The organism is Roseateles sp., assembly GCF_047654805.1.
GTDB lineage: Bacteria > Pseudomonadota > Gammaproteobacteria > Burkholderiales > Burkholderiaceae_C > Pelomonas.
The window spans coordinates 348,901-369,476 of record NZ_JASGIV010000001.1; the positions used below are offsets into that span (position 1 = coordinate 348,901).

Sequence of the window (20,576 nt, forward strand, 5' to 3'; positions counted from 1 at the left end):
CGCAGCAAGTCATTGCTGTGTGCAGATCGAATCTGCTGACTCTACGAATTGGGTTTATTGGCCCTGCCAATAAGCCAACCAGTCAAGCCTGACGACCATAGCGACTTGGTCCCACTCCTTCCCATCCCGAACAGGACAGTGAAACGAGTCAGCGCCGATGATAGTGCGGATTCCCGTGTGAAAGTAGGTCATCGTCAGGCTATTTATTCAAGCCAACCCCCGCTATCGAAAGATGGTGGGGGTTTTGCTTTTTGCGGGCGAAATCTAGGGGCGCGGATAGCCTGCGCTTATCCGCCTCCCCGCTCACAGCCCCTGCTCACAGCCCCCTGCGACCCGGCCCCGCGCACTCGCAGGCGCAATTCGCAGGCGCAATTCGCCGTGCCCGCCCCTGGCCACTACCGTGCCGACAGCGAGTCGCGTACGAAACGGACCAGCGCGCGCGCAGGCTCCGAGCCCGCAGGCTGCAACTTCTCAATCGATGGTTGCGGTGATCAACGATGGCGCGCAGGGCGTCGAGCTGCGACGATAAAAAACCCGCCGAGGCGGGTTCTTGGGAACGGTCAAGCCTGCGCTTGAAATCGGTCAGACGTTGAACAGGAAGTGCAGCACGTCGCCATCCTTGACGACGTATTCCTTGCCTTCGGCGCGCATCTTGCCCGCATCCTTCGCGCCTTGCTCGCCACGGTACTGGATGAAGTCGTCGTAGGCGATGGTCTGGGCGCGGATGTAGCCCCTTTCGAAGTCGGTGTGGATCACCGCGGCGGCTTGAGGGCCGGTGTCGCCGATGCGGATGGTCCAGGCGCGCACTTCTTTCACGCCGGCGGTGAAGTAGGTCTGCAGGCCCAACAGCTTGAAGGCCGCGCGAATCAGGCGGTTCAGGCCGGGTTCGTCCTGGCCCATCTCGGCCAGGAACATGGCGCGGTCCTCGTCCTCCATCTCGGACAGCTCCGACTCGGTCTTCGCGCAGATGGCCACGACGGGGCCGTTCTGGGCGGCCGCATATTCCTTCAGGCGCTCCAGGAACGGGTTGTTCTCGAAGCCGTCTTCCGACACGTTGCCCACGAACATCGCCGGCTTGGCCGTGATCAGGCACAAAGGCTTGAGGATGGCGAGTTCCTCCTTGCTGAAGTCGATGGTGCGCACGGGCTTGGCCTGGTCGAGCGCGGCCTGGCACTTCTCCAGCACCTTGACGAGGGCAATGGCTTCCTTGTCGCCGGCACGGGCAACCTTGTTGTAGCGGTGTAGGCTCTTCTCGACGGTGCCGAGGTCGGCCAGGCACAGTTCGGTCTGGATGACCTCAATGTCGGCGATGGGGTCGACACGGCCATTCACGTGGATGACGTTAGGGTCCTCGAAGCAGCGAACCACGTTGACGATGGCGTCCGTCTCGCGGATGTGCGATAGGAACTGGTTGCCCAGGCCTTCGCCCTTGCTGGCACCTGCCACCAGGCCGGCGATGTCGACGAACTCGACGACGGCGGGCAGGACGCGCTCAGGCTTCACGATCTCCGCCAGCGCGGCCAGGCGCGGATCAGGCAACTCGACGATGCCGACATTGGGCTCGATCGTGCAGAAGGGGTAGTTCTCGGCAGCGATGCCGGCTTTGGTCAAGGCGTTGAAGAGCGTGGACTTGCCGACGTTGGGCAGGCCCACGATGCCGCATTTGAGGCTCATGGCGGGGCTTTCTGATGGGATGCCGCCGGCGGCGGGCCGGAGACGAAGCGAATGATTTTAGTCGGCCGGTGCCTCGCACGCCCTGGCCTGCCGTACGACCATACCCCCTGCCTACAATCGCGACATGCAAAGCTTGGACGTGTTGGTCAAGGGCCGGGGGGCGGTGGGCAGTAGCCTCGCACTTAGCCTGGCGGCCCAGGGGCTGTCGGTTGGCCTGGCCGGGGCACCCGAGATGGCTCGCGCGGACGATGTCCGCACCTATGCGCTGAACGCTGCCTCCGTTGCGTTGCTGACGGAGCTGAAGGTCTGGGACGGCCTGCCCACCGACGCTGTCTGCCCCGTGTACGACATGGTGGTCTGCGGCGATGCAGCCCTTGGACAGCCTCCCGGGCGGCTCAGCTTTTCGGCCTGGCAGCAGGGTGTTCGCGAGTTGGCGGTCATCGTCGACGCCGCTGCGCTGGATGCCCAGCTCGCCGCGGCCCTGCGTTTCTCGCCCCATGTCCGCAATGTCGACGCAAACACGCCAGCCGCGCTGACCGCGTTGTGCGAAGGCCGCGAATCCGCGGCGCGTGAGGCTCTGGGCGTCGAGTTCCGGCCCAAGCCCTACGGTCATCGTGCGCTGGCAACGCGCCTGGTGGCTGACTTGCCCCACCAGGGCGTAGCCCGCCAATGGTTTGGTGCTGGCGGCGAAGTGCTGGCCCTGCTGCCCTTCGAGAAACCCAGTCCGGGGCACTCCTATGGCTTGGTCTGGTCCTGCGCTGAGGAACGCGCCCAGGCGCTGCTGGGAATGGATGAGACCGATTTCGAGCGCGAGCTGAACGCGGCCACTGTGGGTGCGGCCGGCAGCCTGAAGCTTGGCGGCCCGCGTGCCACCTGGCCGTTGGCTCTGGCCCGTGCTGGCGCCGTCAGCGGTCCCGGTTGGGCGCTGCTGGGCGACGCCGCCCACCTTGTGCATCCGCTGGCGGGTCAGGGCCTCAACCTGGGTCTGGCCGATGTGGCAGCGCTGGCCGGCGTCATCGCCGCGCGCGAGCCCTGGCGGCCGCTGGGCGACGAGCGGTTGTTGCGCCGCTATGCCCGCGCGCGTCTCGCGCCGACGCTCGCCATGGGCGAGCTGACCGACGTGCTGCAGCGCCTTTTCGCCCATCCGTCCCCTGCCGCGCAGGGCTTGCGCAATCGCGGGCTGGATGCGCTGAACCAACTCGCCCCCGTCAAGCGCTGGCTGACCCAGCGTGCCCTCGGGCTCTGATCCCTTTCCCTGAAGACTGTCTATCGTGCTGAAGCGTCCCACCCTGTCCGCCCTCCTGCTGGCCGTGCTGAGCCTGCCCGCCGTTGCCAACGAGGCCGTCATCCGCAAGGCCTTCACGGAACGCTTGCCCAACCTGAAAGTCGACGAGGTGCGTCCCGCCCCCATGCCCGGCCTGTGGGAGCTGCGCATCGGCAACGAGATCCGCTACACGGACCCGACCGGCAGCTTCCTCATCGAGGGCGAGTTGCTTGACCTGAAGACGCGCAAGAACCTGACCGAGGAGCGTGTCACGCAGCTCAATCGCGTGGATTTCGCGAGCCTGCCGCTCAAGGACGCCATGGTCTGGAAGAGCGGCAGCGGCAAGCGCCGCATTGCCGTCTTCGCTGACCCCAACTGCGGCTATTGCAAGCGCTTTGAGCGCGGCCTGCAGGAGATGAAGGACGTGACCGTCTACACCTTCCTCATTCCCATCCTCGGCGGCGATTCGCCAGAGAAGTCGCGTTCGATCTGGTGCGCGAAGGACAGCACCAGCGTCTGGCTCGGCTGGATGCTCAGGGGCGAGATGCCTCCGAAGTCGACGCCGGGCTGCGACGACGGCGTCATCGAGCGTAATCTGGCCCTGTCGCGCAGGATCCATGTGAACGGCACGCCGGCCATCGTGCTGGAGGATGGCTCCCGCATCCCGGGCGCCGTTGGCGCAGCGGAGCTGGAGAAGCGCCTGCAGGCCCTGAACGCGCCGGCCGGCAAGTCCTGACCCCATGAGCGCTGATCCGAGCCGGTTCGCGCATCGCCTGGGCTATGCCGGCCTGGCACCGCTGGTGCTGGGCTGCGCGCTGATCTGGCTGATTGCCGATCGCAATCTTGACCAGCACGCCTTCGTCAGCCTCGCGCTGTCCGCCTATGCGGGCCTGGTCATCGCCTTTCTGGGCGGTATCCACTGGGGGCTGTCGTTTGCCCGCGGCATGCCGGGCCGGCTGCCGCTCGCCTGGGGCGTCGTTGCCGTGTCGTTGGGCTGGCTGGGCGTGCTGATGTCGCCTTATGCCGGGCTGGCCCTGCATGGTGGCGTGTTCATCGCCTGCTACGTGATGGACCGGCGCCTCTACCCGCAGCTCGGCGCTGCCGGCTGGCTGACGCTGCGCTTCCGGCTCACGGCCGTCGCGGCTATGTGCTGCTTCCTGGCCGCAGCAGGCAGCTGATGGCCGTGCTGCGCTACCGTATCGAGCTGGCCGACATCTCGGCCCACCACTATCGCGTCACGCTGACGCTGCCGGCGCCTGCTGCCGAGCAGGATTTCAGCCTGCCGGTGTGGATCCCGGGCAGCTACCTGGTGCGCGAGTTCGCCAAGCACCTGAGTGGCCTCACGGCCCGCCAGGGCAGCCAGGCATTGGCCGTCGAGCAGATCGACAAGGCCTGTTGGCGTGTGCGCTGCAGCGGCCGCGCCGCGTTGGTGCTGAGCTACGACGTCTACGCCTTCGACGCGTCGGTGCGCACCGCTTGGCTGGATAGCCAGCGCGCCTTCTTCAACCCCAGCAGCCTGTGCCTGCGCGCCCACGGCCGCGAGAGCGGTGCGCACCGCATCGAACTGGCTGGAGTGCCCCGGGGGTGGCGGGTTGCGACCGAGATGCGCGAGCAAGGCGGCGGCTACGAGGCGGTGGATTACGACGAACTGCTGGACCATCCCTTCGAGATCGGTCCGCACTGGCAGGGCGAGTTCGAGGCGGCTGGCGTGCCGCACCGCATCGTCGTCGCGGGTGCATGGCCCAGCTTTGACGGCGAACGCCTGCTGGCCGACGTGCAGCGCATCTGCGAGGCGCAGATCGCCTTCTGGGGAGGGGCACCTTTCGAGCGATACAGCTTCCTGCTGTGGGCCGTGGACGATGGCCATGGCGGCCTGGAGCATCGTGCCAGCACGGCGCTGATCTGCGCGCGGCGCGAGCTACCGACGGCCGCCGAAGGGGGGGCGCCGGGCGAGCACTACACGCGGCTGCTTGGGCTCTTCAGCCATGAGTATTTCCATGCCTGGAACGTGAAGCGGCTGCGCCCGTCCGAGTTCGCGCGCTTCGACTACCAGCGCGAGAACTACACGGAGCTGCTGTGGTTCTTCGAGGGCTTCACCAGCTATTACGACGAGCTGATGCTGCGCCGTGCCGGGCTCGTCGATGCGGGGCGCTACCTGAAGCTGCTGGCCGCCTCGGTCAACGGCGTGCTGGCCTCGCCGGGCCGGCATGTGCAGCCACTGGCCTCGGCCAGCTTCGAGGCCTGGACCAAGTACTACCGCCCGGACGAGAACAGCCCCAATGCGACGAGCAACTACTACGCGCAGGGAGCGCTTGTCGCGCTGTGCCTGGACCTGAGCCTGCGTGCACGCAGGTCCAGCCTGGATGCGCTGATGGCCCGGTTGTGGAAGGCAAGTGCGGGCGGGCCGGTCAGTGAGGCCGACATCCTCGGCGCCGTGGTGGCCCTCGGTGGCGAGGAGCTCAGCGGTCAGCTGCGTGCCTGGGTCCATGGCGTCGCCGAGCTGCCGCTGCGCGAGTTGCTCGGTGCCGCGGGCATTGACTGGCGCGACGAAGGACGCCAATCCGTGGCCCAGCGCCTTGGCCTGCGCGTGCGCGAAAGCGCGCTGACAGGCATCGCCGTCACCCATGTGCTGAGCGGGAGCGCCGCGGCAGCGGGGGGCCTCAACGCGCGCGACGAAGTCATTGCCTGCAACGGCTGGCGGCTGCGCCGCATGGACGACGCGGTGGCCCTGTTGGCGGCCGGCGACACGCGACTGCGCCTGCTTGTCAGCCGCGACCAGCGCCTCGTCGAACTCGACGTCGCATTGCCCCCGCCTCGGCCGGCCAGTGTCGTGCTGGACCTGGCCGAAGGCGCGCATGCCGCACGCCGGCGCTGGCTTGGCGACTAGCCTGCGGCCTACTGGCGCGGCCCACTGGTGTCGTGTTGACAGGCCACGCCATGAAGACCGCCCGGCCACCGGTGCTGCTGGTACTGGCCGTGCTGGCCTTGCATCTGTTGCTGGGCCGCGAGGTGCAGCGCATCCAGGAGGGCTGGGTTCGCGACGATGCCCCGCCCAGCCCGGCGCGCATGCAGGTCGAGTTCGTGCGGGAGATGGCCATGCAGGCGCCAGCCGTGCACGCGACGCCACCGCCCCGGCGCGCACCCGCTGCGCAGGCCATGCCCGGCGCAGCTCCGGCCGCGTCACAGCCTGCATCCCACCCCGCTTCCCACCCCGCATCAGCGCCCGAGCGCCTACCCATTCCCGAGCCTGTCGCTGAAGTGGCTCCGGTGCCCGCCGAAGCCGTCCCGCCCGTCGCGGTCGCTGCATCGGCCGTGTCTAGCGACGAGCCCGGGCCCGAGTGGCCGCTGTCCACGCGGCTGAGCTATGTACTGAGCGGCAACTACCGCGGGCCGGTGACCGGTCAGGCCCAGGTCGAATGGCTGCGCAAGGGCAGGGACTACCAGGTCCATCTCGACGTCGACGTCGGCCTGGTGGCGCGTCGCATGAGCAGCCAGGGCCGGCTCACGTCCGATGGCATCGCGCCGCAGCGCTATGACGAGGAGACCAAGCTCCTCCTCGTCGATGCCCGGCGCAGCAGCGTGCTCTTCCAGGGTGCAGAGGTCCAGCTCGCGAACGGCAGGCGTGAACCGGTGCAGCGGGGCAGCCAGGACTCGGCCAGCCAGTTCGTTCAGTTGACCTGGCTGTTCCTGACCGGCCGCGAGCCGCTGCAGGCCGGGCATGTCGTGCGTTTCCCGCTGGTACTGCCGCGTCGGCAGTACGCCTGGCAGTACGAGGTTGTGGGCGAGGAGATGCTGGATACCCCGATGGGGCCCGTCGCGAGCTGGCATCTCAGGCCTGGCCGAAGTGCCAGCGGCGGCGACCTGACGGCCGAGGTCTGGCTTGCACCGGCGCTGCAATACCTGCCCGTGCGACTCGTCATCCGCCAGGACGCCGACAACTACATCGACCTCATGCTCAAGCGCGCGCCGCTGCAGGCCGCGCCAGAATCCATAGATCCCTCCAGGAGACCCGCACCATGACCTATGAATGCATCATCACCGCCGTCCACGGCGACGGCCCGCGCAAGACCGCGCTGATCACTCTGAACCGCCCCAAGGCGCTGAACGCGCTGAACGACCAGCTGATGGACGAGTTGGGCGAGGCGCTGCTCGCGTTCGACGCCGACGACGGCATCGGCTGCATCGTGCTGACGGGCTCCGAGCGCGCCTTTGCGGCAGGCGCCGACATCCCGACCATGCTGCCCCACACCTTCGCGACCGCCTTCAAGAGCGGCCTGATCTCCAAAAACTGGGAAACCATCCTGCGGGTGCGCAAGCCCGTCATCGCGGCCGTGGCCGGTTTTGCCCTGGGCGGAGGCTGCGAGCTGGCCATGATGTGCGACTTCATCATCGCGGCCGACTCGGCCAAGTTCGGTCAGCCCGAGATCAAGCTCGGTATCGTCCCTGGCGCTGGCGGCACGCAGCGCCTGCCGCGCGCCGTGGGCAAGAGCAAGGCCATGGACATGCTGCTGACGGCCCGCATGATGGACGCGGCGGAGGCCGAGAGCGCCGGCCTGGTGTCGCGCGTCGTGCCTTCGACCAAGCTGCTTGAGGAGGCACTTGCGGCCGCTGAAGCGATCAACGGGTTCAGTGGCCCGTCCGTGATGCTCATCAAGGAGCTCGTCAACCTGGCCTACCAGGGCCCGCTGACGGACGGCGTGGCCGTGGAGCGCCGCTACTTCCATGCGCTGTTTGGCAGCCATGACCAGCGTGAGGGCATGGAAGCCTTCCTGGCCAAGCGGGCGCCGAACTTCGAGCATCGATGATCAGCTCGTTTTGTGGCTTAACGGTGACGCGACGGGGATGACTATTTGCGTTGCATGAATAGTCACTTCCCGTTAGCCTAGTGTTTCTACTGAGATCGCTTGCCTACAGTTCTGGCCATGGACACCGCGGTCGCGATGTCCGGAGTGACCCCAAAGCAGGACGTTCCTGCCAGACACCGAAGGAGCCCGTCATGAGCAAGCTGTCCACCGTCATCGCCGCCATCGCCCTCGCCGCCGTGGGTGCGGCTTCCGCCCAGACCAACACCCCGCTGACCCGCGAGCAAGTCATCGCCGATCTGGTGGCTGCCCGCAACAGCGGTGAACTGGCTGCCATCCAGGGTGAAAAAGGCGTCGAACTGACGACCCCGGCCTCTGCCAAGGCCGCCGCCGTGGCGACGGCCAAGCTGCCCCGCCAGGCCGTGCTGACGGTCAAGCCGACCGAAGTGCGCGCCGATGAGAAGACTGCCGCCGCGCTGGCCGCCGACCATGGCGAGAATGCCGCCCGCGAGCTGGGGGACTTCCCGGCCCGCATCACGCGCCCGGCAACCGGCCTGGCCTCCCGCTGAAACAAAGCGGTTTCAAGCCGATGAAAGGCGACCCGCAAGGGTCGCTTTTTTGTTGCCTGCGTTCCTAGAATCCGCCGCCCACCAAAAAGAAACCGGGCGTTGGAGACAAGATGGCAATGCAGAAGATGTGGGTGGCCGGCGTCTTGCTGGCGGCTTCCTTGAAAGCGCTTGCGGCAGGCCCCGTGGTCGGTGTGAGCTGGTCCAACTTCCAGGAAGAGCGCTGGAAGACCGACGAGTCCGCCATCAAGGCCGAGCTGGCCCGGCTGGGCGCGAGCTACGTGAGCGCTGACGCTGGCGGCTCGCCGGAGAAGCAGATCGGCGACGTCGAGTCGCTGCTGGCCAAGGGGGCCAAGGTCCTCATCATTCTGGCGATGGACAAGGACGCCATCCTGCCTGCATTGAACAAGGCCAAGGCGCGCAAGGTGCCGGTGGTGGCCTACGACCGCCTCATCGAGGCGCCCGAGGTCTTCTACCTGACCTTCGACAACCGCGAGGTCGGACGCTTGCAGGCCAAGGCGGTGCTGGCGGTCAAGCCGCAGGGCCGCTATGTGATGATCAAGGGCTCGCCCAGCGATCCCAACGCCGACTTCCTGCGGGCCGGCCAGCAAGACGCACTCGCCGATGCCGTCAGGCAAGGCGCCGTGAAGATCGTCGCCGAGGAATACACCGACGGCTGGAAGCCCGAGGTGGCGCAGAAGAACATGGAGCAGATCCTGACCCGCCTCAAGGGCGGCGTCGATGCGGTCGTGGCCAGCAATGACGGCACGGCCGGTGGCGCCATCGCCGCGCTGGCCGGCCGGGGCATCAAGGGCGTGCCGGTCAGCGGCCAGGACGCTGACCACGCCGCGCTGAACCGCGTGGCGCTGGGCACGCAGACCGTGTCGGTCTGGAAGGACTCCCGGGTGCTGGGCAAGGAAGCCGCCGCGGCAGCCGTGCAGCTGGCCGCCGGCCAGAAGGTGCCGGGCGCCGCGGCCTGGGCGGGCGGCGAGCGCAAGGTCAGCCTGCAGGCCAAGTTCCTCGCGCCCGTGGCCATCACGCAGGCCAACCTCGACCAGGTCATCGGCGCCGGCTGGGTGCCCAAGGCCGTCGTCTGCAAGGGCGTCGACGCCACCAAGGCTCCGGCCGCCTGCAAGTAGGAGCCGGGATGAGCGCGCAGACCCAGCGGCTCGTCGTCATGGCGGCCGTGCTGGTGGCCATCGCCATCGGCTTTCACCTGCTCACCGGCAGCTTCCTGACGGCCGAGAACCTCTACAACATCGCGCAGCAGACGGCGGTCGTCGGCATCGTGGCCTGCGGAATGGCGCTGATCATCGTCGCGCGCCAGATCGACCTCGCGGTGGGATCGCTGCTCGGCGCCGTCGGCGTGCTGATGGCCTGGCTGCAGTACACGCAGGGATGGCCGGTCGTCGCGGCGCTGCTGGCCGGACTCGCGCTGGCGCTGGCCGTGGGACTGTTCCAGGGCTGGCTGTCGGCGGTCGTCGGCATCCCCTCCTTCGTCGTGACTCTGGGCGGACTTGTGTCGCTGCGCGGCGTGGCCTTCCTGGTGGCGGACGGCAAGACCCAGCCCGTCACCGAGCCTTGGTTGCTGGCACTGGGCGGGGGGCTGGACGGTTCGCTGGGCGAGCCCGGCAGCTGGCTGCTGGGCGCGGGCCTCGTCGCGCTGCTCTGGGGTTGGCAGGTGATGCAGCGCCGCGCGCAGGTGCGGGCCGGCGCGAGGCCGGGCGACGCCAGGCACGCGCTGCTCAAGGCAGGCCTCCTAGCCTTCGCGGTGTTCGGCACCGTGGCTGTCTTCAATGCCTACCGAATCGAAGGCCAGGAGCAGGGCCAGGGCCTGCCGCTGCCGCTGGTGATCTGGGTGGCCGTCGTCCTGCTGCTGGGCTTTGTCGCCAAGCACACGCGCTTCGGCCGCTATGTCTATGCCATCGGCGGCAATCCCGACGCGGCGCGGCTGGCCGGCATCCCGGTGCGACGCGTGATGATCCAGCTCAACCTGCTGCTGGCGGCGCTGGTGGCCTTGGCGGCCGTCGTCGCGATGGCCCGCCTGAACGCGGGCACCAACTCGATGGGCACGGGCATGGAGCTGACCGTCATCGCCGCGGCCGTCATCGGCGGCGTATCGCTCTCAGGCGGCAGTGGCAGTGTCGGCGGCACCGTGCTGGGCGCCCTCATCATCCAGAGCATCGACAGCGGCCTGCTGCTGACCGACGTGGGCATCGGCTGGCGCATGGTGGTGCTGGGCCAGGTGCTGGTGGCGGCGGTCGTCTTTGATCGCGTGGTGCAGAAATGAGCGCGTTGCTCGAAGTGCGCGAGGCGCGCAAGTCCTTTGGCGGCGTGCATGCAGTCGACGGCGTCTCCCTGAGCCTGGCGCCGGGTGAGGTGCTGGCCGTGCTGGGGCACAACGGCGCCGGCAAGTCCACGCTGATGCAGATGCTGGCCGGCGCGCTGCCCTTCGACGGCGGCGAGCTGCTGCTGGGAGGCAAGCCAGTGAAGTTCGCCAGCCCGGCTGACTCGCGCGCGGCCGGCATCGAGACCATCCACCAGAAGCTGGCCCTCGCCGACAACCTCGACTCGGTCGCCAACCTCTTCCTGGGCCGCGAGATGCGCACGCGCCTGGGCCTGCTGGACGACGCCGCGATGCGTGCCGCCGCCATGCCGCTGTTCGCGCGGCTGAATCCGAACTTCAAGAACATCGCCGACCCGGTGATGTCCCTGTCGGGCGGCCAGCGTCAGGTCGTGGCGATTGCGCGCGCGCTGCAGTTCAAGGCGCGCGTGCTGATCATGGACGAGCCCTGTGCGGCGCTCGGACCGGCCGAAACGGCGATGGTCCACGACCTGATCCGCCGCCTGAGCGCCGAGGGCGTGGGCATCCTGCTCGTCACGCACGACATGCCGGACGTGTTCGCGCTGTCGAGCCGGTTGATGGTCATGAAGAACGGTCGGCCGGTTGCCACCTGCCGGACGGCGGACGTGACCGAGGACGAGGTGCTGGCGATGATCATTGCGGGGAAGGCGCCGAAGTGATTTTGGGCGCGCATCAAGGCCTTGGAAAAGCGCTGAGCTTCGTCAGCTGAAGAGGTCTCCAGTAGTCGGTACGGTCGCATCGACCGGTTTGCGCCGCACGGCGATGCGCTTCTTGCTTGGCACGTGGGGCGTGGTGGCCCACCATTCGTCCGCAAACATGTCTGCTTCGTCGGGGCCGTCCAGCCGTGACGGCCCGCTCGCGGGCTCCAGCGCAAATGCATGCAGTTGTTCGGCAGGGCAGCGAACGAGCAACTGTTCCGCCTGTGCCCACGAGCCGTGCAGCCATTGCCGCTGCGCCTGGGAGGACAGGATGACGGGCATGCGCTTGTCATGGGCCGGGTGTTTCAGGCGATCGAAGATGGCATGCCCGTCGGCGCTGAGGGTCAGCACGCAAAACGAGAGTGCCGTGTCGCCCGTCGGGTGTGTCCAGGCCTTCCACAGGCCGGCCAGCCCCATCGGCGCTTCGTTCGCGCCCCGGATGCCCCACAGGCCCAGCCGGCCCGACACATGGCACCACTCGGTGAGCCTCTCCACCGGCACGACGCAACGTCGGCCGGACCACCAGCTTTCCCGGAAGGCCGGGTCCGACTTCATGGTTTCGACACGGCAGTGGGCCTGCGCGGCCGTGCCGGCCTGCTGCGCGAAAGCGGGCGGCCGTCCCCAAGTGCCGACACGGACGTCACCCAGTGCGTCGGTGACCGGCTGCCCGGCCTGGACGATGAAGGGCGCCGTGCCGTCGGGGCTCCCCGGATCCAGCTCGACGCCGGCCGGCAAGGTCACGCCGAATGCCGAAAGCAGTCGGGCGGCGTCGATGACGGGATCGTGATGGCTGCGCACGCGAAGTTCCTTGACGAATCGACCCGGATGATACTGTGTAAAAACACAGCATTTGCGCGGTGCGAGACGAAAAAGGCAATGCTGCGCCCAAGGCAAAGCGCCCTTGCAGGCCGTCGGCCTGCAAGGGCGCCACAGGCACCGACCTGCACGTCGTCAGGCCGGGCCGGACAGGGGCTATGCGTCAGGCTTCCCGGCGCAGCGCAGGGAAGAGGATCACGTCCCGGATCGACGGCGAGTCCGTGATCAGCATCATCAGCCGGTCGATGCCGATGCCGCAGCCGCCGGTCGGCGGCATGCCGTATTCCAGCGCGCGGATGAAGTCGGCGTCGTAATACATCGCTTCCTCGTCGCCGTCGTCCTTGTTGGCCACCTGGGCCTGGAAGCGCGCGGCCTGGTCCTCGGCATCGTTCAACTCCGAGAAGCCGTTGGCGTACTCGCGGCCGGTGATGAAGAGCTCAAAGCGCTCGGTGATCTTTGGGTCGGTGTCCGACGCGCGCGCCAGCGGCGACACCTCGACGGGGTAGTCGATGATGAAGGTGGGCTCCCAGAGCTTTTCCTCGACGACGGCCTCGAACAGCCCGAACTGCAGCTCGGCCAGGCTCCAGCGCGCGGGCGCCTGCTCGCCGGCGGCGACGATCTTCGCGCGCAGCACCTCGGGGTTGTCGGCCTCTTCGGCGGTCAGGCCGGCGAACTGGATCAGCGAGTCGCGCACCGACACGCGGGCGAAGGGCTTGTCCAGCGCCACGGGCTTGCCGGCATAGGTCAATGCGGCGCTGCCAGTGGCGGCGATGGCCGCATGGCGAAGCACGGCCTCCGTGAAGTCCATGATGTCGTGATGCGTCCAGTAGGCCGCATAGAACTCCATCATCGTGAACTCGGGGTTGTGGCGGACCGAGATGCCTTCGTTGCGGAAGTTGCGGTTGATCTCGAACACGCGCTCGAAGCCGCCCACCACCAGCCGCTTCAGGTACAGCTCGGGCGCGATGCGCAGGAACATCTCCTGATCCAGCGCGTTGTGGTGCGTGATGAAGGGCTTGGCGTTGGCGCCGCCGGGAATGGGGTGGAGCATGGGCGTCTCCACCTCCAGGAAGCCGTGCTCCACCATGAAGCTGCGGATGGCCGACACACCGTGGCTGCGCGCGACGAAGCGCTTGCGGGCGTCCTCGTCGGTGATGAGGTCCACATAGCGCTGGCGGTACTTCTGCTCCTGGTCGGTCATGCCGTGGAACTTGTCCGGCAGGGGGCGAAGGCTCTTGGTCAGCAGCCGCAGCGTCGTCACGGCTACCGAGAGCTCCCCGGTCTTGGTGCGCATCAGCGTGCCCTCGGCGGCGAGGATGTCGCCCAGGTCCCACTTCTTGAAGGCCTCGTAGACCTCCGCGCCGACGTTGTCGATGGTCACGCGCAACTGGATCCTGCCGGTAGCGTCTTGCAGCGTGCAGAAGCTGGCCTTGCCCATCATGCGCTTGAGCATCATGCGGCCGGCCACGCTGACCTTGACGGCTTGCGGCTCCAGCTCCTCGTTGGGCACCTCGCCGTACTGCGCCTGCAGGGGAGCGGCGCGATGGGCGGGCTTGAAGTCATTGGGGAAGGGCACCGCCGTGGCGGCCCGCAACGCGGCCAGTTTTTCGCGGCGCTCGGCGATCAGTTGGTTGTCGTCGATGGGCGGGGGAGGAGGTGCTTGAGTCATTGCGGGCCTTCAGTCGAACCGTCGATTCTAGAATCTCGCGCCCCTATGAGCCTGACGCGCGCCACTCTCACCTTGATCGCCGGCAGCGCGCTGGCCCAGGCCGTGCCCCTCTTGCTGGGGCCGTGGATCGCGCGGCTGTATACGCCAGCGGAGTACGGGGAGTTCTCGCTGGTATGGACGGTGGCAAGCAATCTGGCCGTCGTCGGCTGTGCGCGCTACGAGTTCGCGCTGGCGCTGGAGACGGGGGAGAAGGGCGCCGCCGCGCTGATGGCGCTGTGCCTGCGCGTGCTGGCCGCCGTCGTGGCTGCGGCCGTGCTTGTCGGTGGGCTGTGGATGGCCTGGACCGGCCTGCATGTTGCCGCCGCGTTGCCGCTGGCCGTGCTGGCGCTGGCAGCCAGCCAGGCCCTGGGCCAGTGGGCGGCGCGTGCCGGACGGTTCGCGACCCTGGCCTGGGGGCGCATCGCGCAATGGGGCGGGGGGGCGCTGGCCCAGGTGGGCCTGGGCTTGCTGCAGGCCGGCCCCTGGGGCCTGATGGCCGGCGCGACGCTGGCCACCGGCGTCGCCGCGGCCGTGCAGGCCCGGCCCGCGCCGGCGGGGGGCTGGCGCGGGCTGCTGGGGCCGCAGCAACTGCGGTCCATGGCCCTGAAGCATCGCGACTTCCCGCTGCTGAACACCCCCCACGCCTTTGCCGGTGCGCTGCAGGACACCCTGGCCATCGCGCTGCTGGCCGCCTGGCTGGGCGCGCCCGAGGCCGGTGCCTGGGCGCTGGCACTGCGCTACCTGAAGGCGCCGGCCAGCCTCATTGGAGGTTCGCTGTCGCAGGCCCTCTATCCGCGCCTGACGCGCACGGCAAGCCGCATCGAGGCCCGTGCGCTGGTGCGCCGCCAACTGCTGCTGCTGGCGGCAATGGCCCTGCCGCTGATGGTGGCGCTGCTGGCCTTCGGGCCCAGGCTGTTCGAGACCTTGTTCGGCGCCGAGTGGCGTGGCGCGGGCGAGCTGGCCCGGTCGCTGGCGCCCTATGTCGCGCTGCATTTCATCGCCGCGCCGCTGTCCGTCGTGACGCTGGCCTGGGGCGCCCAGGCCTGGGCGCTGAAGCTGGCGCTGGTTGGCCAGGCGATGTTCGTCGCCGGGCTGGCGGTGGGCCTGCATCACGGTGGCCTGGCGGGTGCGGGCTGGGGCGTGTCGGCGGCGATGCTGCTCTACTTCGGCTACTTCTTCTGGGCACTGTGGACCTGGGAATGATGCGCGTCCTCATCAATCGTCTTCGCCGTCGCTTCGTGCGGCTGATCGGCTTTCGCATGCTGTTCGGCGAGGCCGGCGCGCCGCTTTCGCGCATCGCACCCAGCACCTGCATCGAGGGCGAGGCGGGGCTGCGGCTCGCGGACCATGTCTTCATCGGCCAGTTCAACTTCATAGATGCTGGTGCCGGCCTCGTCATCGAGGAGGGTGTGCAGATCACCAACTTCTGTTCCATCGTGACCCACAGCACTCACGACGCCTTGCGCGTCAACGGCCGCCGCTTCGCGGCCCTGGGCGGCGAGCCGCCCGGCTACCGCAAGGCACCGGTGCGGCTGGGCGCCTACAGCTTCGTCGGCCCGCACAGCCTCATCGAGCCTGGCAGCACGCTCGGCAAGGGGGCCATCCTGTGCGCCTACTCCCAATTGCGTGGTGCGACGCCGGACTTCGCCATCATGGCCGGCCAGCCGGCCCGCCAGGTGGGCGACACGCGCGAGCGCGATGCGACGCTGCTGGCGCGCCATCCCGAGCTGCGCGAGGCCTACGAGGCCTGGGCGGGAGGGCCACCATGAGCTCCGCGCTGGATGCCTCGAAGGGCCGGCCGGGCCTGGGTGGCGGACTCAAGCTGGTACTCATCGGCGACGGCGAGAGTCCTCACCTGCTGAAGTGGGCCCGTGCGCTCGCGCCGCGCGTGCAACTTCACGCCATCTCGTCGCGCGGCTTCCTGCCCGAGTTCCACCGCCTGCTGCCGGATGCCCAGCGCCTGGCACTGAACACGGCACCCGAGCATGGCGGCGGCAACGTCGCGCTGGTCAAGCAACTGCCCAAAGTAGGTGCCTGGCTGGCCCAGACCGATGCGGACTGGTTGCATGCCCACTACCTCACCTCCCATGGCACGCTGGCCTGGGCGGCCAAGCTGGGCTGGCGGCTGCGCGCGCAGATCGCCGGCTCGGCCTGGGGCAGCGACATCCTCGTGACGCCCAACCGCGGCGGCAGCTGGAAGTGGCTGACGAAGAAGGCGCTGAAGAGCTGTGCCATCACGACGTCTGACTCCGCCCACATGGCCCAGCGCATGCGCGAGCTGGGCGCGGGCGAGGTCATGGTCTTCCCCTTCGGCCTTGAGGCCATGCCCAAGCAGAACGCGAAGAAGCAACCCTGGCTGTGCTTCGCCAACCGAGGGCTGGAGCCCATCTACCGGCCGCAACGGGTCATCGACGCCTTTGCACGCATCGCCGAGGCGCAGCCCGAGGCGCGGCTGGTCGTCGCCAACGACGGCTCGTTGCGCCAGGCGCTGGAGACCGGCGTGGCAGCGCGTGGCCTGATCGACCGGATCAGCTTCGTCGGCCGGCTGGACGCTGCCGCGCAGGCTTCGCACTATGCGCGTTCGACCTGGTTCCTCAGCCTGCCCGAGAGCGACTCGGTGTCGGTGTCGGTACTGGAGGCGATGGCCCATGGCTGCGTGCCGCTGCTGTCCGAGCTGCCGGCCAACCGCGAGCTGATCGGTGATTCGGCGCGCGGCCTCATCGTGTCCGACGCGGCGGAGGCGCTGGACGACCTGCCCGCCCGCATGGCGGCACTGGACACGGCCCGGCTGGCCGCCGCCAACCGCGACTGGGTGGCTGCCCATGGGCTGTTCGAGCCCCATGTGCAGCGCTTCCTCACGCGGCTCAGGGAGCTTTCGGCGTCATGAGGTCCCCACGCCCGCTTTGCTCACGCCGCCCTGGCGGGGCGCCTCGATGCCTTCGGGCGCCCGGGAGGCGCCGATGAGGCTGCTGCTCGTCAATCACTACGCCGGCTCGCCCGCCCACGGCATGGAGTTCCGGCCCTACTACCTGGCCCGCGAATGGGTCCGGCAAGGGCACGAGGTCACCATCGTGGCGGCCAGCTATTCGCACGTGCGCGCCGTGCAGCCCGAAGTGGCCGGGGTGCCGCGCGAGGAGATCATCGACGGCATCCGCTACCGCTGGCTGCCCACGCCGCATTACGCCGGCAACGGTGTGGGACGGCTGCGCAACATCCTGTCGTTCCTGCGCCAGTTGCGCGCCGACGCCTGGCGGCTGACGCGCGAGTTGCGGCCCGACGCCGTCATCGCTTCCAGCACCTATCCGATGGACATCTGGGTCGCGAAGAAGCTGGCCCGGCTCGCGAAGGCAAAACTGGTCTACGAGGTGCATGACCTCTGGCCGCTGTCGCTGATCGAGCTGTCGGGCATGTCGCCGCACCACCCGTTCGCGCTGCTGTGCGGCAAGGCCGAAGCCGATGCCTACCGCGACGCCGATGTCGTCGTCTCCATGCTGCCATGCGTGCACGAGCACATGGCTTCCCGGGGCCTGGACCTGCGGCGGCTGCGCATCGTGCCCAATGGCTTCGCACCCGAGGAGTGGCAGGGCCAGGCGTCGACAACCCGCGCGCCGCTGGGCGCAGCACTGGCGGCGCATCTGGACACCGAACGGGCCGCCGGCCGTGTCGTCGTCGGCTATGCGGGCTCAATGGGTCTGCCCAATGCGCTGGACGTGCTGCTGGACGCCGCGGCAAGGTTGCGCGATCACCCCATCAGCTTCGTGCTGGTGGGCAGCGGCCACGAGGCGCTGCGTCTGGTGGAGCGTGCCCAGGCCGAAGGCCTGAGCAACGTCCGCTTCTTTGCCCCCATCCCCAAGGCCCAGATACCGACGCTGCTGGCCGGCTTCGACATCGCCTACATCGGCTGGCAGCGCACGCCCATCTATCGTTTCGGCATCGCACCCAACAAGCTCATCGACTACCTGATGGCCGGCCGTGCGGTGCTGCATTCGGTGGAGGCGGGCAACGATCCGGTGGCCGAGGCCGGTGCCGGCCTGACCGTGCCGCCCGAAGACGCCGAGGCGGTTGCCCAGGGGCTGCTGGAGCTCGCCGCGCTGCCGGCCGCCGAGCGCGAGGCGATGGGCCAGCGCGGCCGTGCCTTTGCGATGGCTCACCACGCCTATCCGGTGCTGGCGGCCCGCTTCATCGAGGCGTTGCGGTGAGCGAGCTGGACCAGATCGCCCGGCGCTACGCCCGCCGCGCGGATCGTGTCGAGGGCGACCGCTACAGCCTGCTGCGCCCCGAGGTCTGGCAGATGTGGCAGGAGCGCCAACGTGCGCTGCTGCGGCAGCTCGCCCGGCGACCCGGCCGCCCGGCCGACTGGCGCGCGACCGAGGTCGGCTGCGGTGCTGGCGGCAACCTGCTGGACCTGCTGCGCCTGGGTCTGGCACCGGCACACCTGACCGGCATCGAGCTGATCCCGGAGCGCCTTGCCGCCGCGCGCGCGGCGCTGCCCGAGGGGGTCCACCTGCTGGCGGGTGACGCGTCCACCGCCGACGTCGCGCCGGCCAGCCAGGACCTGGTGCTGCAGTCCACCGTGTTCTCGTCCATCCTCGACGACGCCCTGCAGCAGCGCCTGGCCGAGGCCATGTGGCATTGGCTCAAGCCGGGCGGCGCCGTCGTCTGGTACGACTTCACCGTCGACAACCCGCGCAACGCCGATGTGCGCGGCGTGCCGCTGGCGCGAGTGCGCGAGCTGTTCCCCGGATGCCCGCCGGGCGGTTTCACGGCCCGCCGCGTCACGCTGGCGCCGCCGTTGGCCCGGGCGCTGCCCGCCGCCTATGCCGTCCTCAACCTCGTCCCCTGGCTGCGCACGCACCGCCTCGTGATGATCGAGAAACCCGCCCGCCCCTGATCCCCGAAAATCCTTGCGATGAGCGCCCAGCCCTTCCTCCCCTTTGCCCTGCCGGAACTCGGTGACGACGAGATCGCCGAGGTCGTCGACACGCTGAAATCCGGCTGGATCACGACCGGCCCCAAGGCCAAGCGCTTCGAGCAGGCGTTTGCCGAGTTCCTCGGCGACCCGCAGATCGAATGCATCGCCGTCAACTCGGCCACCGCCGGCCTGCACCTGGCGCTGGAAGCCATTGGCCTGGGCCCCGGCGACGAGGTCATCACGACGACCCACACCTTCACGGCCACCGCCGAGGTGGTGCGCTATCTGGGCGCCGACGTGAAGCTGGTGGATGTGGACCCGGCCACCCTGAACATCGACATCGCGGCCATCGAAGCCGCCATCACGCCGCGGACCCGCGCCATCCTGCCGGTGCACTACGCCGGCCTGGCAGTGGACATGCTGGCCGTGCTCGACATCGCGCGCCGCCATGGTTTGCGAGTCGTCGAGGACGCGGCCCATGCGTTGCCGACCACTCTGGAGAAGGAGTTGATCGGCACGCTGGGCAGCGATGCCACGGTGTTCAGCTTCTACGCCAACAAGACCATGACGACCGGCGAGGGCGGCATGCTCGTCACGCGCAACCCCGAGCTGGCCAAGCGCGCCCGCGTGATGCGACTGCATGGCATGAGCCGCGACGCCTTCGACCGCTTCACGGCCAAGGTGCCGAGCTGGTACTACGAGATCGTCGCGCCGGGCTTCAAGTACAACCTGACCGACATCGCCGCGGCGCTGGGCCTGCACCAGCTCAAGCGGCTGCCGGCCTTCCAGGCGCGTCGCGAACAGATCGCGATGCGCTATCACGAGGCCTTCGCCGACCTGCCCCTGATCCTGCCTCCTGACGCGCCCGAGGGCGACACGCATGCCTGGCACCTCTACGCGATCCGCCTCGCCGACGACGCCGGCATCACGCGTGACGCCTTCATCGAGGGCCTGTTCGCTGCGGGCATCGGCTGCAGCGTGCACTACGTGCCCCTGCACCTGCACCCCTACTGGCGTGACCGGTACGGCCTCACGCCCGAGCAGTTTCCGCAGTCACAGAAGGTCTTCGAGCGCACGCTCAGCCTGCCGCTCTACACGGCGATGAGCGATGCTGACGTGGAACGCGTCATCGACGCCGTGCGCGGGCTCCTGGGCGCTTGAGTGCACGTGGGCAAACGCCTGTTCGACATCGCGGCCTCGGCCCTGGGCCTGCTGCTGCTCGCGCCGCTGCTGCTGCTGGCGGCACTTTGGATTCGGCTGGACTCGCCCGGCCCTGCGCTGTTCCGCCAGACCCGTGTCGGCCGCTTCGGCGTGCCGTTCACCATCCACAAGTTCCGCACCATGCGGGTCGAGCCCGGCGCGGCCATCACGGTGGGCGTCGACCCGCGCATCACCCGCCCGGGCCATGTGTTGCGTCGGACCAAGCTCGACGAGCTGCCGCAGCTCTGGGACGTGCTGCGCGGCGCGATGAGCCTGGTCGGCCCACGGCCCGAGCTGCCCCGCTACGTCGCGCTCTACCCGGCCGAGATGCGCGAGCGCGTGCTGGCCGTTCGACCCGGCATCACCGACCCGGCCTCGCTGGCCTTCAGCCATGAGGCCGAACTGCTCGCGGCCGCGCCCGACCCCGAGCGTGAGTACCGCGAGGTCATCCTGCCGGCCAAGCTCAAGCTCTCCGCTGACTATGCGGCGAGTGCCAACCTGGCGGCCGATCTGCGCCTGATCTGGGCCACGCTGGGACGCGTGCTGCACGGCTGAGCCCCGACAATCACCG

General features: G+C 68.8%; 20 protein-coding genes and 1 rRNA gene. 18 read left to right on the top strand and 3 right to left on the bottom strand.

Annotated elements, in window-relative coordinates:
• Positions 1-87 precede the first annotated feature (87 nt).
• A 5S ribosomal RNA gene (gene rrf / locus QM732_RS01630) occupies positions 88-200 on the top strand.
• 382 nt (positions 201-582) lie between these two features.
• Here rrf and ychF read toward each other — a convergent pair.
• On the bottom strand, positions 583-1,674 hold the full coding sequence (ychF, locus tag QM732_RS01635) for a redox-regulated ATPase YchF (protein WP_415654471.1): 1,092 nt from the start codon (positions 1,672-1,674) through the stop codon (positions 583-585).
• A 124-nt stretch (positions 1,675-1,798) separates the two neighbouring features.
• Between ychF and QM732_RS01640 the strand changes: the two genes are divergently transcribed.
• The 10 genes from QM732_RS01640 (at position 1,799) to QM732_RS01685 (ending at position 11,330) form a co-directional block, all read left to right on the top strand.
• Entirely contained in the window at positions 1,799-2,920 is a 1,122-nt protein-coding gene (locus QM732_RS01640) for an FAD-dependent monooxygenase (protein WP_415654472.1), read from the top strand.
• A gap of 22 nt (positions 2,921-2,942) precedes the next feature.
• The gene (locus QM732_RS01645) at positions 2,943-3,674 is read left to right on the top strand and encodes a DsbC family protein (protein WP_415659317.1); all 732 of its coding nucleotides are present in this window, start codon (positions 2,943-2,945) and stop codon (positions 3,672-3,674) included.
• Positions 3,675-3,678: 4 nt separating this feature from the next.
• Complete coding sequence (locus tag QM732_RS01650; RefSeq protein WP_415654473.1) at positions 3,679-4,116, top strand: DUF3429 domain-containing protein; 438 nt, start codon at positions 3,679-3,681, stop codon at positions 4,114-4,116.
• Complete coding sequence (locus tag QM732_RS01655; RefSeq protein ID WP_415654474.1) at positions 4,116-5,825, top strand: M61 family metallopeptidase; 1,710 nt, start codon at positions 4,116-4,118, stop codon at positions 5,823-5,825. Before QM732_RS01650 ends, QM732_RS01655 begins: the two co-directional genes overlap by 1 nt.
• Before the next feature lie 50 nt (positions 5,826-5,875).
• Positions 5,876-6,958: a DUF3108 domain-containing protein gene (locus tag QM732_RS01660; protein WP_415654475.1), complete on the top strand. Its 1,083-nt coding sequence runs from the start codon at positions 5,876-5,878 to the stop codon at positions 6,956-6,958.
• Positions 6,955-7,743 (top strand): enoyl-CoA hydratase, encoded by a 789-nt coding sequence (locus QM732_RS01665; protein ID WP_415654476.1) that lies wholly within the window; start codon positions 6,955-6,957, stop codon positions 7,741-7,743. The genes QM732_RS01660 and QM732_RS01665 overlap by 4 nt, the downstream gene beginning before the upstream one ends.
• Positions 7,744-7,934: 191 nt before the next feature.
• Positions 7,935-8,309 (top strand): DUF4148 domain-containing protein, encoded by a 375-nt coding sequence (locus tag QM732_RS01670; RefSeq protein ID WP_415654477.1) that lies wholly within the window; start codon positions 7,935-7,937, stop codon positions 8,307-8,309.
• A 116-nt stretch (positions 8,310-8,425) separates the two neighbouring features.
• A complete protein-coding gene (locus QM732_RS01675; protein WP_415659318.1) occupies positions 8,426-9,445 on the top strand; it encodes a substrate-binding domain-containing protein in 1,020 nt (339 codons plus the stop codon).
• 8 nt (positions 9,446-9,453) lie between these two features.
• Positions 9,454-10,596 carry a sugar ABC transporter permease gene (locus tag QM732_RS01680; protein ID WP_415654478.1) on the top strand — a complete coding sequence of 381 codons (1,143 nt, stop codon included), beginning with the start codon at positions 9,454-9,456 and terminating at the stop codon, positions 10,594-10,596.
• On the top strand, positions 10,593-11,330 hold the full coding sequence (locus QM732_RS01685; RefSeq protein WP_415654479.1) for an ATP-binding cassette domain-containing protein: 738 nt from the start codon (positions 10,593-10,595) through the stop codon (positions 11,328-11,330). Before QM732_RS01680 ends, QM732_RS01685 begins: the two co-directional genes overlap by 4 nt.
• Before the next feature lie 42 nt (positions 11,331-11,372).
• On the opposite strand, the gene QM732_RS01690 is transcribed toward QM732_RS01685, so the two are convergent.
• Entirely contained in the window at positions 11,373-12,167 is a 795-nt protein-coding gene (locus QM732_RS01690; protein ID WP_415654480.1) for an SOS response-associated peptidase family protein, read from the bottom strand.
• A gap of 181 nt (positions 12,168-12,348) precedes the next feature.
• Entirely contained in the window at positions 12,349-13,854 is a 1,506-nt protein-coding gene (gene lysS / locus QM732_RS01695; RefSeq protein WP_415654481.1) for a lysine--tRNA ligase, read from the bottom strand.
• Between the two features lie 45 nt (positions 13,855-13,899).
• Here lysS and QM732_RS01700 point away from each other — a divergent pair, with 45 nt between their 5' ends.
• The 7 genes from QM732_RS01700 (at position 13,900) to QM732_RS01730 (ending at position 20,560) form a co-directional block, all read left to right on the top strand.
• Entirely contained in the window at positions 13,900-15,096 is a 1,197-nt protein-coding gene (locus QM732_RS01700; RefSeq protein ID WP_415654482.1) for a lipopolysaccharide biosynthesis protein, read from the top strand.
• Positions 15,096-15,662 carry an acyltransferase gene (locus QM732_RS01705; protein ID WP_415659319.1) on the top strand — a complete coding sequence of 189 codons (567 nt, stop codon included), beginning with the start codon at positions 15,096-15,098 and terminating at the stop codon, positions 15,660-15,662. Before QM732_RS01700 ends, QM732_RS01705 begins: the two co-directional genes overlap by 1 nt.
• Positions 15,659-16,780: a glycosyltransferase gene (locus QM732_RS01710; protein WP_415654483.1), complete on the top strand. Its 1,122-nt coding sequence runs from the start codon at positions 15,659-15,661 to the stop codon at positions 16,778-16,780. Before QM732_RS01705 ends, QM732_RS01710 begins: the two co-directional genes overlap by 4 nt.
• Before the next feature lie 73 nt (positions 16,781-16,853).
• Positions 16,854-18,092, top strand: coding sequence for a glycosyltransferase family 4 protein (locus QM732_RS01715; RefSeq protein ID WP_415654484.1), 1,239 nt, complete (start codon positions 16,854-16,856; stop codon positions 18,090-18,092).
• Positions 18,089-18,784, top strand: coding sequence for a methyltransferase domain-containing protein (locus QM732_RS01720; RefSeq protein ID WP_415654485.1), 696 nt, complete (start codon positions 18,089-18,091; stop codon positions 18,782-18,784). The genes QM732_RS01715 and QM732_RS01720 overlap by 4 nt, the downstream gene beginning before the upstream one ends.
• An 18-nt stretch (positions 18,785-18,802) precedes the next feature.
• Positions 18,803-19,966, top strand: a complete 1,164-nt coding sequence (locus QM732_RS01725) for a DegT/DnrJ/EryC1/StrS family aminotransferase (RefSeq protein ID WP_415654486.1) — start codon at positions 18,803-18,805, stop codon at positions 19,964-19,966.
• A 6-nt stretch (positions 19,967-19,972) separates the two neighbouring features.
• Positions 19,973-20,560 carry a sugar transferase gene (locus QM732_RS01730; protein ID WP_415654487.1) on the top strand — a complete coding sequence of 196 codons (588 nt, stop codon included), beginning with the start codon at positions 19,973-19,975 and terminating at the stop codon, positions 20,558-20,560.
• The last annotated feature ends 16 nt before the right edge of the window (positions 20,561-20,576 follow it).